This is a genomic window from Burkholderia sp. KBS0801 (genome assembly GCF_005937855.2).
Classification (GTDB): domain Bacteria; phylum Pseudomonadota; class Gammaproteobacteria; order Burkholderiales; family Burkholderiaceae; genus Burkholderia; species Burkholderia ambifaria.
Genome location: NZ_CP042177.1, coordinates 678,694 through 692,650 on the forward strand (window position 1 = coordinate 678,694; position 13,957 = coordinate 692,650).

General features: G+C 68.4%; 13 protein-coding genes. 1 reads left to right on the plus strand and 12 read right to left on the minus strand.

Going from position 1 to position 13,957, the window contains the following annotated elements:
* Positions 1–9: 9 nt before the first annotated feature.
* The 8 genes from ruvB to FFI87_RS03335 form a co-directional block, all read right to left on the minus strand.
* Positions 10–1,074, minus strand: coding sequence for a Holliday junction branch migration DNA helicase RuvB (ruvB, locus tag FFI87_RS03300; RefSeq protein ID WP_012363104.1), 1,065 nt, complete (start codon positions 1,072–1,074; stop codon positions 10–12).
* A gap of 120 nt (positions 1,075–1,194) precedes the next feature.
* Positions 1,195–1,776, minus strand: a complete 582-nt coding sequence (gene ruvA / locus FFI87_RS03305) for a Holliday junction branch migration protein RuvA (protein ID WP_006751895.1) — start codon at positions 1,774–1,776, stop codon at positions 1,195–1,197.
* A 153-nt stretch (positions 1,777–1,929) separates the two neighbouring features.
* Positions 1,930–2,481: a crossover junction endodeoxyribonuclease RuvC gene (ruvC, locus tag FFI87_RS03310; protein ID WP_012363105.1), complete on the minus strand. Its 552-nt coding sequence runs from the start codon at positions 2,479–2,481 to the stop codon at positions 1,930–1,932.
* Between the two features lie 151 nt (positions 2,482–2,632).
* Entirely contained in the window at positions 2,633–4,198 is a 1,566-nt protein-coding gene (gene purH / locus FFI87_RS03315; RefSeq protein ID WP_012363106.1) for a bifunctional phosphoribosylaminoimidazolecarboxamide formyltransferase/IMP cyclohydrolase, read from the minus strand.
* A 45-nt stretch (positions 4,199–4,243) separates the two neighbouring features.
* Positions 4,244–4,477, minus strand: coding sequence for a Fis family transcriptional regulator (locus tag FFI87_RS03320; protein ID WP_006476892.1), 234 nt, complete (start codon positions 4,475–4,477; stop codon positions 4,244–4,246).
* Positions 4,474–5,541: a tRNA dihydrouridine synthase DusB gene (dusB, locus tag FFI87_RS03325; protein ID WP_012363107.1), complete on the minus strand. Its 1,068-nt coding sequence runs from the start codon at positions 5,539–5,541 to the stop codon at positions 4,474–4,476. The genes FFI87_RS03320 and dusB overlap by 4 nt, the downstream gene beginning before the upstream one ends.
* Before the next feature lie 159 nt (positions 5,542–5,700).
* Positions 5,701–6,879, minus strand: a complete 1,179-nt coding sequence (locus tag FFI87_RS03330; protein WP_138848235.1) for a UbiH/UbiF/VisC/COQ6 family ubiquinone biosynthesis hydroxylase — start codon at positions 6,877–6,879, stop codon at positions 5,701–5,703.
* Between the two features lie 68 nt (positions 6,880–6,947).
* The gene (locus FFI87_RS03335; RefSeq protein WP_138848234.1) at positions 6,948–8,342 is read right to left on the minus strand and encodes an aminopeptidase P N-terminal domain-containing protein; all 1,395 of its coding nucleotides are present in this window, start codon (positions 8,340–8,342) and stop codon (positions 6,948–6,950) included.
* Positions 8,343–8,527: 185 nt separating this feature from the next.
* Between FFI87_RS03335 and FFI87_RS03345 the strand changes: the two genes are divergently transcribed.
* Positions 8,528–9,142, plus strand: a complete 615-nt coding sequence (locus tag FFI87_RS03345; RefSeq protein WP_041489763.1) for a glutathione S-transferase family protein — start codon at positions 8,528–8,530, stop codon at positions 9,140–9,142.
* Between the two features lie 103 nt (positions 9,143–9,245).
* Here FFI87_RS03345 and FFI87_RS03350 read toward each other — a convergent pair whose 3' ends face one another.
* The 4 genes from FFI87_RS03350 to FFI87_RS03370 all read right to left on the minus strand — a co-directional run bounded on the left by FFI87_RS03350 (position 9,246) and on the right by FFI87_RS03370 (position 13,915).
* Positions 9,246–10,865: an FMN-binding glutamate synthase family protein gene (locus FFI87_RS03350; RefSeq protein ID WP_138848233.1), complete on the minus strand. Its 1,620-nt coding sequence runs from the start codon at positions 10,863–10,865 to the stop codon at positions 9,246–9,248.
* A 112-nt stretch (positions 10,866–10,977) separates the two neighbouring features.
* Positions 10,978–12,147, minus strand: coding sequence for a tRNA 2-thiouridine(34) synthase MnmA (gene mnmA, locus FFI87_RS03355; RefSeq protein WP_012363112.1), 1,170 nt, complete (start codon positions 12,145–12,147; stop codon positions 10,978–10,980).
* The gene (locus FFI87_RS03360; protein ID WP_006751904.1) at positions 12,144–12,653 is read right to left on the minus strand and encodes an NUDIX hydrolase; all 510 of its coding nucleotides are present in this window, start codon (positions 12,651–12,653) and stop codon (positions 12,144–12,146) included. The genes mnmA and FFI87_RS03360 overlap by 4 nt, the downstream gene beginning before the upstream one ends.
* A 341-nt stretch (positions 12,654–12,994) precedes the next feature.
* The gene (locus FFI87_RS03370) at positions 12,995–13,915 is read right to left on the minus strand and encodes a LysR family transcriptional regulator (RefSeq protein ID WP_138848231.1); all 921 of its coding nucleotides are present in this window, start codon (positions 13,913–13,915) and stop codon (positions 12,995–12,997) included.
* Positions 13,916–13,957 lie beyond the last annotated feature (42 nt).

Genomic DNA, 13,957 nt, shown 5'->3' on the forward strand with positions numbered 1-13,957 from the left:
GGCGGCCGGCTACTTTCCGGCGGGGGTGTCCCACATCCCGCGTTCGTTGCCGGCGTCGGGCGCGGAGAGTCCGAAATGGCGATACGTGAGCAGCGTCGCGACGCGCCCGCGCGGCGTGCGCTGCAGGAAGCCCTGCTGAATCAGGTACGGCTCGAGCACGTCCTCGATCGTGTCGCGTTCCTCGCCGATCGCCGCCGCGAGGTTGTCGATGCCGACCGGGCCACCGTCGAACTTGTGCAGGATAGCCTCGAGCAGCTTGCGGTCCATCAGGTCGAAGCCGACCGGGTCGACGTCGAGCATCGCGAGCGCGGCGTCGGCAACGGCCGCGGTGATCTGGCCGTCGGCCTTCACTTCCGCAAAGTCGCGCACGCGGCGCAGCAGCCGGTTCGCGATCCGCGGCGTGCCGCGAGAGCGCTTCGCGATCTCCAGCGCGCCGCTCGGATCGATGTGCGCGTTCAGCAGCGACGCCGAGCGCCGCACGATGCGCGCCAGCTGGTCGGCATCGTAGAACTCGAGGCGCGCGACGATCCCGAAGCGATCGCGCAGCGGGTTGGTCAGCATCCCCGCACGCGTGGTCGCGCCGACCAGCGTGAACGGCTGCAGGTCGAGCTTCACGCTGCGCGCGGCCGGCCCTTCGCCGATCATGATGTCGATCTGGTAGTCCTCCAGCGCCGGATACAGGATTTCCTCGACGACCGGCGACAGCCGGTGGATCTCGTCGATGAACAGCACGTCGTTCGCTTCGAGGTTGGTCAGCAGCGCGGCGAGGTCGCCCGCGCGCTCGAGCACGGGGCCCGACGTCTGGCGCAGGTTCACGCCCATCTCGCGCGCGATGATGTGCGCAAGCGTAGTCTTGCCGAGACCCGGCGGCCCGAACAGCAGCACGTGGTCGAGCGGCTCGGAGCGGCGCTTCGCGGCCTCGATGAAGATCTCGAGCTGGCCGCGCACTTTTTCCTGGCCGACGTAGTCGTCGAGCTGGCGTGGCCGCAGCGCGCGTTCGAACACCTCCTCGTGCGACGAGGATGGCGTGGCGGCGATGATCCGCTCGGCGGCGAGTTTGTCGGTTTCAATCATGCGGCCATTGTACCGCGCGCCGTCACGCGGCCGAACTGGCCGAACGGCCGACTGGCGCGCGCCGCCCGGCGGCGCGACACTGGCTCCGACAGTCGGCTCTGGCGCCTGCCCGCGCCGCCGTTACACCTTCGACAGTGCCTTGAGCGCGAGTTTGATGCCCTCGGACACGCCGGTGCCGGCCGGCACGTTCTTGATCGCGGCGAGGCCTTCCTTTTCGGAATAGCCGAGCGCGACGAGCGCGTTGAGGATGTCGGTCGCGTGATCAGACTGCGATGCGGCGCCGGCGAGCGCACCGAGGTCCGCGCCGAGCTTGCCCTTCAGCTCGAGCAGCAGGCGCTCGGCGGTCTTCTTGCCGATGCCGGGCAGGCGCGTGAGGCGCGCGGCGTCCTGCATCGTCACCGCCTGCGCGAGCTCCTGCACGCTCATGCCGGAGAGCACGGCGAGCGCCATGCGCGCGCCGATGCCCGTGATCTTCAGCAGTTCGCGGAAGGTCGTGCGTTCCTGCGGCGTCAGGAAGCCGTACAGCAGGTGCGCGTCCTCGCGCACGATCTGCTGCGTGAGCAGCACGACGCGCTCGCCCGTCTGCGGCAGGTTGTAGAAGGTGCTCATCGGCACGTCGATTTCATAGCCGACGCCGTTGCAGTCGACGAGCAGGTGAGGCGGGTTCTTTTCGAGCAGGATGCCGGCGATGCGACCGATCATGGATGGCGGGATGCGAGGAGGAAAGCGCGAGTGTAGCGCAGGTGCGGCGCGATGCCGATGGGTTGGCCGTCAGGTCGGGGCGATGTACCGCGCGAGCGCGACGCGCGGGGCCGCGCGCCGCATCGGGCGATTGGGCGATTGCGTGCCGTTGCGTCAGCGGACGAGCCGGCCGCGCCGCACGCGCAGCCCCTTTTTCGCGAGCGCCGGCGCGAGGCCGCCGATCGCGCCGATCGCGCCGAGCGTACTGCCGCTGTGCGCATGGCAGATCGCCATCCCGAGCGCGTCGGCCGCGTCGCTGCCGGGCTGGCCGGTGAGGTTGAGCAGCCGTGTGACCATCTCCTGCATCTGCGACTTGGTCGCGCGCCCGTAACCGACGACGGCCTGTTTCAGTTGCAGCGCGGTGTATTCGGCGACCGGCAGGCCGCCGGAGACGAGCCCGCAGATCGCGGCGCCGCGCGCCTGGCCGAGCAGCAGCGTCGACTGCGGGTTCACGTTGACGAACACCTGCTCGATCGCGGCCTGGTCGGGCGCGTGTTCGCGCACGAGCGTCGATACGCCCTGGAAGATCGTGCCGAGCCGCGTGGCCAGGTCGGCCGTCGGCGTGCGGATCACGCCGCTTGCGACATAGGCGAGCCGGTGGCCGCTGACGTCGATCACGCCGAAGCCGGTGACGCGCAGGCCGGGGTCGATGCCGAGAATTCGCATGAGTGAGGAGAAAAACCAGATGCAGCGATACTACAACGAATGGTGCGTGGCGCAGGCCGCATTGTCGCGTGCGCCGGCGGCGCGCAATAAAAAACCCGGCGGGTGCGATGCCGCCGGGTTTGGGTACCGCGACCGCGCGGGCCGCGTGCGATCAGTGACGGAAGTGACGCACGCCCGTCAGGATCATCGCGATGCCGTGCTCGTCCGCTGCCGCGATCACTTCGTCGTCGCGCATCGAACCGCCCGGCTGGATCACGCAGGTCGCGCCTGCCGCCACGACGACGTCGAGACCGTCGCGGAACGGGAAGAACGCATCCGACGCGACGGCCGAGCCAGCCAGCGTCAGGCCCGCGTTCTGCGCCTTGATGCTCGCGATGCGCGCGGAATCGACGCGGCTCATCTGGCCTGCGCCGACGCCGAGCGTCATGCCGTTGCCGCAGAACACGATCGCGTTCGACTTCACGTACTTCGCGACGCGCCATGCGAACAGCAGGTCATCCATTTCCTTCGCGCTCGGCTGGCGCTTCGTGACGACGCGCAGCTCGCTCGGCTGCACGTTCTTCGAATCGAGCGACTGCACGAGCAGGCCGCCGCCCACGCGCTTCAGGTCGAAGGCGTTATGGCCGTCACCCAGCGCGATCTCGAGCAGGCGCACGTTCTGCTTCGCGGCGAACACCTGCTTCGCGGCGTCCGAGAACGACGGCGCGATCAGCACTTCGACGAACTGCTTCGCCACCGCCTGCGCGGCCGCCTCGTCGACTTCGCGGTTGAACGCAATGATGCCGCCGAACGCCGACGTCGGGTCGGTCTGGAATGCCTTCGCGTATGCGTCGGCCGAGTCGTTGCCGACCGCGACGCCGCACGGGTTCGCATGCTTGATGATCACGCAGGCCGGCGCGTCGAACGTCTTCACGCATTCCCACGCCGCGTCCGAATCCGCGATGTTGTTGTACGACAGCTCCTTGCCCTGCAGCTGGCGGTAGTTCGCCAGTGCGCCGGCCGGCGCCGCGAGGTCGCGGTAGAACGCGGCGCTCTGGTGCGGGTTCTCGCCGTAGCGCAGGTCCTGCACCTTGTCGAACGCCATGTTCAGCGTCGCCGGGTACGCGCTGCGCGACGCGTGCTGCAACTCGTCGGTCAGGCTCGTCAGGTAGTTCGTGATCGCGCCGTCGTACTGCGCGGTGTGCGCGAACACCTTCGTCGCGAGGCGGAAGTTGGTCGCGTAGCCGATCGCGTTGCCGTTCGCCTTCATTTCGTCGAGCACGACCGCGTAGTCGGCCGGATCGACCACGACCGTCACGTCACGGTGGTTCTTCGCGGCCGAGCGCAGCATCGTCGGACCGCCGATGTCGATGTTCTCGATCGCGTCGGCGAGCGTGCAGTCGTCCTTCGCGATCGTCGCGACGAACGGATACAGGTTCACGACCAGCAGGTCGATCGTCGGGATGTCGTGCTGCTCCAGCGCCTGCATGTGCTCGGGCAGGTCGCGGCGGGCGAGGATGCCGCCGTGCACCTTCGGGTGGAGCGTCTTCACGCGCCCATCGAGCATTTCCGGGAAGCCCGTGTAATCAGCCACTTCGGTAACGGGCAGGCCCGCGTCGGCGAGGAGTTTCGCGGTGCCGCCGGTCGACAGCAGCTTGACGCCGAGGTCGGACAGCGACTTCGCGAAGTCGACGATGCCGGTCTTGTCGGAAACGGAAATGAGCGCTTGCTTGATCATGATGGAACCACCAATAGCCAGGGAAACGGGGACGGGACGGCCGGCCTACAGCAGGCCGTGCTGCTGCAGCTTCTTGCGCAGCGTATTGCGATTGATGCCGAGGTACTCCGCGGCGAGCGACTGGTTGCCGCCGGCCTGTACGAGCACGACCTCGAGCATTGGCTTTTCGACGCAGGACATCACCATTTCATAGACGTCGTGCGGATTGGAGCCGTCTAGATCCCGGAAATACACGTCCAGGCTCTCGCGGACACATTGTTCGATGTTGTGCTTGCTCATGCTGCTAACTGGTTATGGTCGTCCGACTCGCGCTGGCCGTTTTCCTCTTCGTCATCGACGTAGACGAGGTGGTCCGACAGCGCCTTTTGCGCCTCGAAGAATGCATTGACGGCGGCGAGCTGCTCGCGGGTGGAATCGAGCGTGTTCATCCTGTGCCGGAACCCGTTGGCACCGGAAAGGCCGCGAGTGTACCAGCCGATGTGCTTGCGCGCAGTACGGACTCCGGTGAATTCACCGTAGAACGCGTAGTGGTCTTCCAGGTGTTCGTTCATCACGTGCTGGATCTCGTCGATCCGCGGCGGGGGCAGCAGCTCGCCGGTTTGCAGGAAATGATCGATTTCACGGAACAGCCACGGCCGGCCTTGCGCGGCGCGACCGATCATCAGCGCGTCGGCGCCGGTTGCGTCGAGCACGGCCTTCGCTTTCGCCGGCGACGTGATGTCGCCGTTCGCGACGACCGGGATGCGCACGGCCGCCTTCACGGCCGCGATGGTGTCGTATTCCGCGTCGCCGCGGTAGAGGTCGGCTCGCGTGCGGCCGTGCACGGTCAGCATCGAGATGCCGGCCGCTTCGGCGAGGCGCGCGACCGTGATCGCGTTCTTGTGCTCGCGATCCCAGCCGGTGCGGATCTTCAGCGTGACGGGCACCGCATCCGGCCCCGTGCCGACCGCCGCGACGACGGCCTCGACGATCCGCTGCACGAGCGGCTCGTTCTGCAGCAGCGCGGAGCCGGCCGCGACGTTGCAGACCTTCTTCGCCGGGCAGCCCATGTTGATGTCGATGATCTGCGCGCCGTTGTCGACGTTGTAGCGGGCCGCTTCGGCCATCATCGCGGGATCGGCGCCGGCGATCTGCACCGCGATCGGCTCGACTTCGCCTTCGTGGTTGGCACGCCGCATCGTCTTCGCGCTTTTCCACAGCTGCGCATTGGACGCGACCATCTCGGACACCGCGTACCCGGCCCCCAGCCGCTTGCACAGCTGGCGGAACGGACGATCCGTCACGCCGGCCATCGGCGCGACGAACAGGTTGTTACGCAAAACGTGAGAGCCGATAACGGGCATCGCAATGGCACCGCCCGCGAGCGCCGGGCGTCGCGGGCAAAAAAGGCGGAGGGAAAACGCGCATTTTACCGTATTCCCATGGGCCGCCGATTTGACCCGGTTTGCGTGATCAGGCTGCGCGCAACTGACGTGCGCAACTGACGCGCGGTGCGCCGCGCGTCAGTTGCGCTGGCCGAACATCATCTGGCGCGCGATCGCCTTCTTCAGCGGCGGCACGAATTCGAGCGCGGTGAGCGCCGCGCCGCGCAGCAGCGGAAGCGGGCCGGCCTCGACCGTGAACAGGCGCGCGAGCGTGTCGGTCGCGCCGATCGTGAAGCGCCGGTCGAGCGCGCGCCGCGCGTTGAAGGTCGCGAGCGCGGTCGCTTCGAAGCCTTGCGTGGACAGCGAATCGACGAGCGTGTGCGCATCGCGCAGCCCGAGGTTGAGGCCCTGGCCGGCGACCGGATGCAGCGTTTGCGCGGCATTGCCGACGATCGCGATGCGTCCGTTGACGAGCGTCTGCGCCGCGGTCAGGCCGAGCGGGAACGATGCGCGCCCGGCGATCGCGACGAACCGACCCATGCGTTCGCCGAACGCGGCGCCGAGTTCGCGCAGGAACTCGGCGTCGGGAAGGGCGGCGCGGCGGGCTGCTTCGTCGGGCATGCAGCACCACACGAGCGAATAGTCGGCGCCGCCAAGCGGCAGCAGCGCGAGCGGGCCTTCATGCGTGAAGCGTTCCCACGCGACGTTCGGGCGCGGCGCCGAGACCGTGACCGTGCCGACGATCGCGGTCTGACCGTAGTCCCGGCGATGCTTGCCGGTATCAGCCTGCTGTTCATGGAACAGCCCGCCTTCCGCGTTGATGACGATGCGCGCGCGCAGCGTGCGCTCGCCTTGCGGGCCGTCGAGCGTCAGCGTGACGCCGTCGGCGTCCTGTTGCGGCGCGCGGGCGGTGGTCGACGTGAGCCAGTCGACGCGCGTGCCGCGCACCGCCTGCGCGAGCGCCTGCACGATCGAGCCGTAGCGCACCACGTAGCCGAGCGCGGCGAGGTCGTGCTCGTCCCGGTCGATCAGCGTGCGGCCGAAGTGGCCGCGCTGCGACACGTGGATGTGTTCGATCGGCGTCGCGTCGGCCGGCCACGCGAGCGTGTCGAGCAGCACGCGGCTGCCGTGCGACACGGCGATCGCGCGCGGATCGTTCGCGCTCGCGGCCGGCTCGCGCGCGTCGACCAGCGCGATCGACGCGTGCTGCGTCGCGCTGCGTCGTGCGAGCCAGCCGGCAAGCGCGAGTCCGACGGGGCCCGCGCCGACGATGGCAAGGTCGTAGTCCGGCGTGGCCGGGGAGGAAGCGGTCGTCATCAGTGTTCGTGAAACGGGGTAACGGTCAACGGCGGATCGGCAGGGATCGATGGCGGCCTGCGGCAAGCTCAGGCGGCGTGCGCCGCGCCCGCGCGCATCAGCGCCTCGATCTCGGCGGCCGCCACCGGCACGTCGCGCGTGATCAGCTCGCAACCGTGCTCGCGCACGATCGCGTCGTCTTCGATGCGGATGCCGATGTTCCAGTATTCGGACGGCACGTCTTCGGCGGCCCGCACGTACAGGCCCGGCTCGACAGTGAGCGTCATCCCGGGTTTCAGCGTGCGCCATGGCAGCGCGCCGTTGGCGTCGCGCTCGGCGAGCCGCTCGCGGTAGTCGCCGCAATCGTGCACGTCCATGCCGATCCAGTGGCCGGTGCGGTGCATGTAGAAGCGTGCGTACGCGCGCTCGGCGATCACGTCGTCGACGCTCGCGAAGCGTGTCTTCGGGATGATGCCGGTATCGAGCAGGCCCTGCGCGAGCACGCGCACGGCTGCGTCGTGCGGCGCCTCGAACGGCACGCCCGCGCGCGTCGCGTCGATCGCGGCCTGCTGCGCGGCGAGCACGATGTCGTACAGCGTGCGCTGCGCGGGCGAGAAGCGCCCGTTGGCCGGGAACGTGCGCGTGATGTCCGACGCGTAGCCGTCGAGTTCGCACGCGGCATCGATCAGGATCAGGTCGCCGTCCTGCGCGGCCGCGTTGCCGGCCGGGTAGTGCAGCACGCACGCATTCGCGCCGGCCGCGACGATCGAGCCGTACGCGGGCGCCTGCGCGCCGTGCTTGCGGAACGTATAGAGCAGCTCGGCCTCGAGTTCGTATTCGCGGATCCCCGGGCGGCACGCCTGCATCGCGCGGCGATGCGCGAGCGCGGAGATGTGCGCGGCGCGCATCATGATCGCGAGCTCGTGTTCGTCCTTCACGAGCCGCATGTCGTCGAGCAGCGGCGTGAGGTCGAGCATCGCGTCCGGCGCGGCGACACCGGCGCGCGCCTGCGCGCGCACCGCATCGATCCAGCCGGCGAGCTGGCGGTCGAACTCGGCCGATGCGCCGAACCGGTAGTGCACGGTGCCCGCATCGGCGAGCAGCCGCGGCATTTCGGTGTCGATCACGTCGACCGCGTAGGCCGTGTCGAAACCGAACGCATCGCGCGCGGCCTCTGGCCCGTAATGGAAACCTTCCCAGATCTCACGGTCGGCATTCTTCGCGCGGCAGAACAGGATCGACTCCGGCGCGCCGTGCCCGGCCGCGTTCAGCACGAGCACGGCGTCCGGCTCGGTGAAGCCCGTCAGGTAATGGAAGTAGCTGTCATGCCGGTACGGAAAGGCCGTATCGCGGTTGCGCAGCATTTCCGGCGCGGTGGGGACGATGGCGACGCCGCCGCCCGCGGCGCGCAGTGCGGCAAGCACGCGTTCACGGCGCTGGCGGTAGACGTCGACGGCGATGGCGGTATCGAGGGGCGCGTTCATTCGTGCGATTGTAGCGCCGCCGGACGCGGCGCGTGAGGGCGGTGGCCGCAAGCCCCGCCGGACGGGGCTCCGCGACGGCTGTTGCAAACCATCCACAGGCCGGACGGGCGATTTTCTACCCGGCCGCGCCGGCCGGTTATGATCGACGACAACGTATACTCTCGGCGGTTCCCTTAAAAAGGCAGATGATGAAATTAATCGGTTCGCTCAGCAGCCCGTTCGTCCGCAAGGCGCGGATCGTGCTTGCTGAAAAGAAGATCGACTACAAGCTGGAGCTCGAGAACGTGTGGGCGCCGGAGACGAACATTCATGCATCGAATCCGCTCGGCAAGGTCCCGTGTCTCGTGATGGAAGATGGTGCCGCGGTGTTCGATTCCCGCGTGATCTGCGAATACGTCGATACGCTGTCGCCGGTCGGCAAGCTGATTCCGCCGTCGGGGCGCGAGCGTGTCGAAGTGCGTTGCTGGGAAGCGCTGGGCGACGGCGTGCTCGACGCGGCCGTTGCGATCCGTCTCGAACACACGCTGCGTGAAGAAGCCCAGCGCAGCGCGAGCTGGATCGCGCGCCAGCAGCGCAAGATCGACGACGGTCTCGTCGCGATGTCGCAGGGCCTCGGCGGCAAGACGTGGTGCGTCGGTAATCATTACACCCTCGCCGACATCGCACTCGGCTGCGCGCTCGGCTACCTCGACTTCCGGATGCCCGAGCTCAACTGGCGCGAGCGCCATCCGAACCTCGACAAGTATTTCGTGAAGCTGTCGCAGCGGCAGACCTTCGCCGACACGCTGCCGCCAGCCTGACCCGCTGCCGGCGGGCAGATCGAGCCGACAAAAGAAAAGCGCCCCGCGGGCGCTTTTCTCTTTGGCGGATCGCCCGGCGACGGGCGATCGCAGGTCTCACGCGTCAGTCGATCGAAGCGTAAACGGTTTCGCCGAGCACGAACGAATCGCTGCGCGCGATCGGCCACCACTTGTCGTACAGCGAATAGCCGCAGGTCTGGCCGTCGAGCAGCGCGCCGGGCTTCAGGTACTTCAGCAGCTGCGACATCAGCCGGACCTCGTGCGGCGCGACGCGCTGCACGATGTGATGCGCGCGCAGCTCGGACGGATGGCCGAGGCCGGCCGCCTGCACGAGCTCCTGCAGCGCATGCAGCGTGTTGCGGTGGAAGTTGTACACGCGCTCGGCCTTGTCCGGCACGACGAGGGCGCGCTGGCGCACCGGGTCCTGCGTGGCGACGCCGGTCGGGCAGCGGTCGGTGTGGCAATGCTGCGCCTGGATGCAGCCGACCGCGAACATGAAGCCGCGCGCCGAGTTCACCCAGTCCGCGCCGATCGCGAGCGTGCGCGCGATGTCGAACGCGGTGATGATCTTGCCGCTCGCGCCGATCTTCACGCGATCGCGCACGCCGATCCCGACGAGCGTGTTGTGCACCAGCAGCAGCCCTTCCTGCAGCGGCACGCCGACATGGTCGGTGAATTCGAGCGGCGCGGCGCCGGTGCCGCCTTCCGCGCCGTCGACGACGATGAAGTCGGGCACGATGCCCGTCTCGATCATCGCCTTCGCGATCCCGAAGAACTCCCACGGATGGCCGATGCACAGCTTGAAGCCGGTCGGCTTGCCGCCCGACAGCGTGCGCAGCCGCTCGACGAATTCGAGCAGCCCGCGCGGCGTCGAGAATTCCGAGTGCGTCGCGGGCGAGATGCAGTCCTTGCCCATCGGCACGCCGCGCGTCTCGGCGATCTCGGGCGTGATCTTCGCGGCCGGCAGCACGCCGCCGTGCCCGGGCTTCGCGCCTTGCGACAGCTTGATCTCGATCATCTTGACCTGCGGATCGGCGGCCTGCTTCGCGAACTTGTCCGGGTTGAACGTGCCGTCTTCGCTGCGGCAGCCGAAGTAGCCGGACGCGATTTCCCAGATGATGTCGCCGCCGTTCTCGCGGTGGTACTTCGACAGCGAGCCTTCACCGGTGTCGTGCGCGAAACCGCCTTTCTTCGCGCCGAGGTTCAGCGAGCGGATCGCGTTCGCGGACAGCGAGCCGAAGCTCATCGCCGAGATGTTGAAGATCGAGATGTCGTAGGGCTGCGCGCGGTTTGCGCCGACCCGGATGCGGAAGTCGTGGTTCGGCAGCTTCGTCGGCGCGAGCGAGTGGCTGATCCATTCGTGCGCGACGGCCTTCACGTTCAGTTCGGTGCCGTACGGGCGGTTGTCGGCGACATTCTTCGCGCGCTGGTAGACGAGGCTGCGCTGCGCGCGCGAGAACGGTTTCTCGTCGGTGTCGTCCTCGACGAAATACTGGCGGATCTCGGGGCGGATGAATTCGAAGAGGAAGCGGAAATGGCCCCAGAGCGGGTAATTCCGCAGGATCGCGTGACGGTCCTGTTTCAGGTCGTACAGGCCGAGGGCGACGAGGGCGACGGGGATGATGATCCACAGCCAGGAAAGCACGTGGATCGACGCGAGGGCGGCCGCTGCGACGAGCAACAGCACGGCACACCACATCGCGAGGTAGCGTCTGGAAAGCATGGGGACTCCGTAAGAGAATGCCGCCATGCGTACGCTGCGCGGCGGCGCACCGGCCGCGGCGGAATCGTGTTCCGCCGGGCGCGGCGTGCCGCAAGTCTAAACCGAATGTATGTCAGCGTGCTTCGGCCAGCGCGCCCGCGTGGCCCGCCGCCGCTGCCGGCGCCGTCTGGCCGGGCTGGCCGGTAGCCGCGAACTCGATGATGCCGCCGCCCAGGCAGATCTCGCCGTCGTACAGCACGGCCGACTGGCCGGGCGTCACCGCCCATTGCGCGTCGTCGAACGTGAGCGAGAAGCGCTCGCCGTCGGCCCGGCCGAGCGCGGGCCGGCCGAACGAGCACGCGGCGTCCGCCTGCCGGTAGCGCGTCTTGGCGCCGCACGAGAAGCCGTCGGCCGGCGGCTCGCCCGCGACCCAGCTCACGTTGCCGGCGACGAGCTGACGCGACAGCAGCCACGGATGGTCGTGGCCCTGCACGACGTACAGCGTGTTCGACGCGATGTCCTTCGCGGCGACGAACCACGGTTCGCCGCTGCCGTCCTTGCTGCCGCCGAGGCCGATGCCCTTGCGCTGGCCGAACGTGTAGAACGCGAGGCCGATGTGCTCGCCGATCACCTTGCCGTCCGGCGTCTTCATCGGGCCCGGTTTCGTCGGAAGATAGCGGTTCAGGAAGTCGCGGAACGGCCGTTCGCCGATGAAGCAGATGCCCGTCGAGTCCTTCTTCTTCGCGTTCGGCAGGCCGATCTGCGCGGCGATCTCGCGCACCTTCGTCTTCGGGATCTCGCCGAGCGGGAACATCGTCTTCGACAGTTGCGCCTGGTTCAGCCGGTGCAGGAAGTACGACTGGTCTTTCGTATGATCGAACGCCTTCAGTAGTTCGAAGCGACCGTCGCGCTCGCGCACGCGCGCGTAGTGGCCGGTCGCGATCATTTCCGCGTCGAGCGACATCGCGTGATCGAGGAACGCCTTGAACTTGATCTCGGCGTTGCACAGAACGTCGGGGTTCGGCGTGCGGCCGGCCGAGTATTCGCGCAGGAATTCGGCGAACACGCGATCCTTGTACTCGGCCGCGAAATTCACGGCTTCCACGTCGATGCCGATCAGGTCGGCGACCGACACGACGTCGATCCAGTCCTGGCGCGTCGAGCAGTATTCGCCGTCGTCGTCGTCTTCCCAGTTCTTCATGAACAGGCCGACCACGTCGTACCCTTGTTCCTTCAGCAGCCACGCGGTCACCGACGAATCGACGCCACCCGACATGCCCACTACTACACGGCGCTTGGTCATTTGCTTACCGCCTGGCGGTCGAATGCGTCCGGACGCGGCGCGACCGAATGCGTATGCAGGAAATCGAGCGGAATGCGCCGCCCGGCGAGATAGTCGTCGACGCAGCGCATCACCGCCGGCGAGCGGTGGCGCTCACTGCACGCGCGCAGTTCGTCGGCGCTCATCCACAGCGTGCGGACGATGCCGTCGTCGAGCACGTGGCCCGGCAGCGGCTCGCCGGCCGTGCCGCAGAACGTGAAGCGCAGGTAGGTCGCGCCGGCGGTGCCGGGGCGGTCGTAGTGCGCGAGATAGACGCCGACGAGCGCGTCGGGCACGAACGGATGTGCGGTTTCCTCGAGCGTCTCGCGGATCACGGCGTCGGCGAGCGTCTCGCCGGCTTCGAGATGGCCGGCCGGCTGGTTGATGCGCAGGCCCGTGGAGGTTTCTTCCTCGATCACGAGAAAGCGACCGGCGCGCTCGACGAGCGCTGCAACGGTCACATGCGGGGTCCAGATTTCGGGTTTCATGGTTCGGCATTTTACCGGTTGCGCCCGGACGCTGCCGGCCCCCTTCGTTGGGCGGATCCGACCCTGGTCGTTTGTGTCGTGGCTACGGGTGGCCGATTTGCCGTGGCGGATCGGCGGCGCGGCGGGGCCGTTAGCGGCGCACGGCCCGAGCGGCCTGAGCGGACCGAGCGGATCGAACGGATCGAACGGATCGAACGGATCGAACGGATCGAACGGATCGAACGGATCGAACGGATCGAACGGACCGCGGACCGAGCGGACCGAACGGCCCGGACCCCGGACGCCCCCGACGGATGGAACGGCCCGAACGCACGGGAGACGCTAAATCGCGCCCCCATTTTTCACGGCGCGACGATCGCCGCGACACAGCCGGCGATCGTCTCCCGCACGCGCACGATCGCCGGGTCGCGCTGCGTGCTTGTGCGCCAGCCGATCTCCACCGGATAACGCGGCAGCTCGACCGGGCACGCGAGGGCGCGCAGCGACGTCGACTGCGCGATCGCGCGTGCGGCGTGCGCCGGAATCGTCGCCACCGCGGCGGAGCCGGCGAGCAGGTACGGCAGCGCCGCGAAGTGCGTGGTCGAGGCCACGACGCGCCGCTTGTGGCCGAGCGCGGCCAGCGCCTCGTCGACGATCCCGATCACGCCGCCCGACGACACGAGCACGTGATCGCGCTGCAGGAACTCGGCGAGTGCGAGCGTGCGCGGCGCTCCCGCGCGGCCGGCCGGATCGATCAGGCACGCGTAGCCGCCCGTGGCGACCGCGCGCCGGCTGAGGCCGTTGGCCGAGAACCCGCCCGACGCGATCGCGAGATCGACGCCGTGCCGCAGCAGCGCGTCGCCCGCGATGCCGCTGTGCGTCTGCCGGAAGATCAGCCGGATGCCCGCGGCTTCCCGCGCGATCGCGTCGATCAGCGCGCGACCGAGCGCGATCTCGAAGTCGTCCGACAAGCCGATCGAGATCGTGCGGCCGACCCGCTCGCCGCCGTCGGCCGCGATCGCAAGGCTTTCGCGGCAGCGGTCGAGCGCATCGGACAGGATCGGCTTGAGTTCGTCCGCGCGCGGCGTCGGCGCGAGCCCGCGGCCGGTGCGCACGAACAGCGGATCGGCGTAGATCACGCGCAGCCGCGCAAGCGCCGCGCTGACCGCCGACTGCGTGAGGCCGAGCCGCAGCGCCGCGCGGCTCGCGCCGCCTTCCTCGTACAGTGCCTCGAACACCTTCAGCAGGTTCAGGTCGACTCCGGCGATATCATCCGCATTCATGTCAGTTATCGTTGTATCGATTTGATCGATGAAATGATATCG

Excerpts from the sequence above, each read along its gene's own strand:
- ruvB (WP_012363104.1), bottom strand. The coding sequence starts at position 1,074 with ATGATTGAAACCGACAAACTCGCCGCCGAGCGGATCATCGCCGCCACG.
- ruvA (WP_006751895.1), bottom strand. The coding sequence starts at position 1,776 with ATGATCGGTCGCATCGCCGGCATCCTGCTCGAAAAGAACCCGCCTCAC.
- ruvC (WP_012363105.1), bottom strand. The coding sequence starts at position 2,481 with ATGCGAATTCTCGGCATCGACCCCGGCCTGCGCGTCACCGGCTTCGGC.
- purH (WP_012363106.1), bottom strand. The coding sequence starts at position 4,198 with ATGATCAAGCAAGCGCTCATTTCCGTTTCCGACAAGACCGGCATCGTC.
- FFI87_RS03320 (WP_006476892.1), bottom strand. The coding sequence starts at position 4,477 with ATGAGCAAGCACAACATCGAACAATGTGTCCGCGAGAGCCTGGACGTG.
- dusB (WP_012363107.1), bottom strand. The coding sequence starts at position 5,541 with ATGCCCGTTATCGGCTCTCACGTTTTGCGTAACAACCTGTTCGTCGCG.
- FFI87_RS03330 (WP_138848235.1), bottom strand. The coding sequence starts at position 6,879 with ATGACGACCGCTTCCTCCCCGGCCACGCCGGACTACGACCTTGCCATC.
- FFI87_RS03335 (WP_138848234.1), bottom strand. The coding sequence starts at position 8,342 with ATGAACGCGCCCCTCGATACCGCCATCGCCGTCGACGTCTACCGCCAG.
- FFI87_RS03345 (WP_041489763.1), top strand. The coding sequence starts at position 8,528 with ATGATGAAATTAATCGGTTCGCTCAGCAGCCCGTTCGTCCGCAAGGCG.
- FFI87_RS03350 (WP_138848233.1), bottom strand. The coding sequence starts at position 10,865 with ATGCTTTCCAGACGCTACCTCGCGATGTGGTGTGCCGTGCTGTTGCTC.
- mnmA (WP_012363112.1), bottom strand. The coding sequence starts at position 12,147 with ATGACCAAGCGCCGTGTAGTAGTGGGCATGTCGGGTGGCGTCGATTCG.
- FFI87_RS03360 (WP_006751904.1), bottom strand. The coding sequence starts at position 12,653 with ATGAAACCCGAAATCTGGACCCCGCATGTGACCGTTGCAGCGCTCGTC.
- FFI87_RS03370 (WP_138848231.1), bottom strand. The coding sequence starts at position 13,915 with ATGAATGCGGATGATATCGCCGGAGTCGACCTGAACCTGCTGAAGGTG.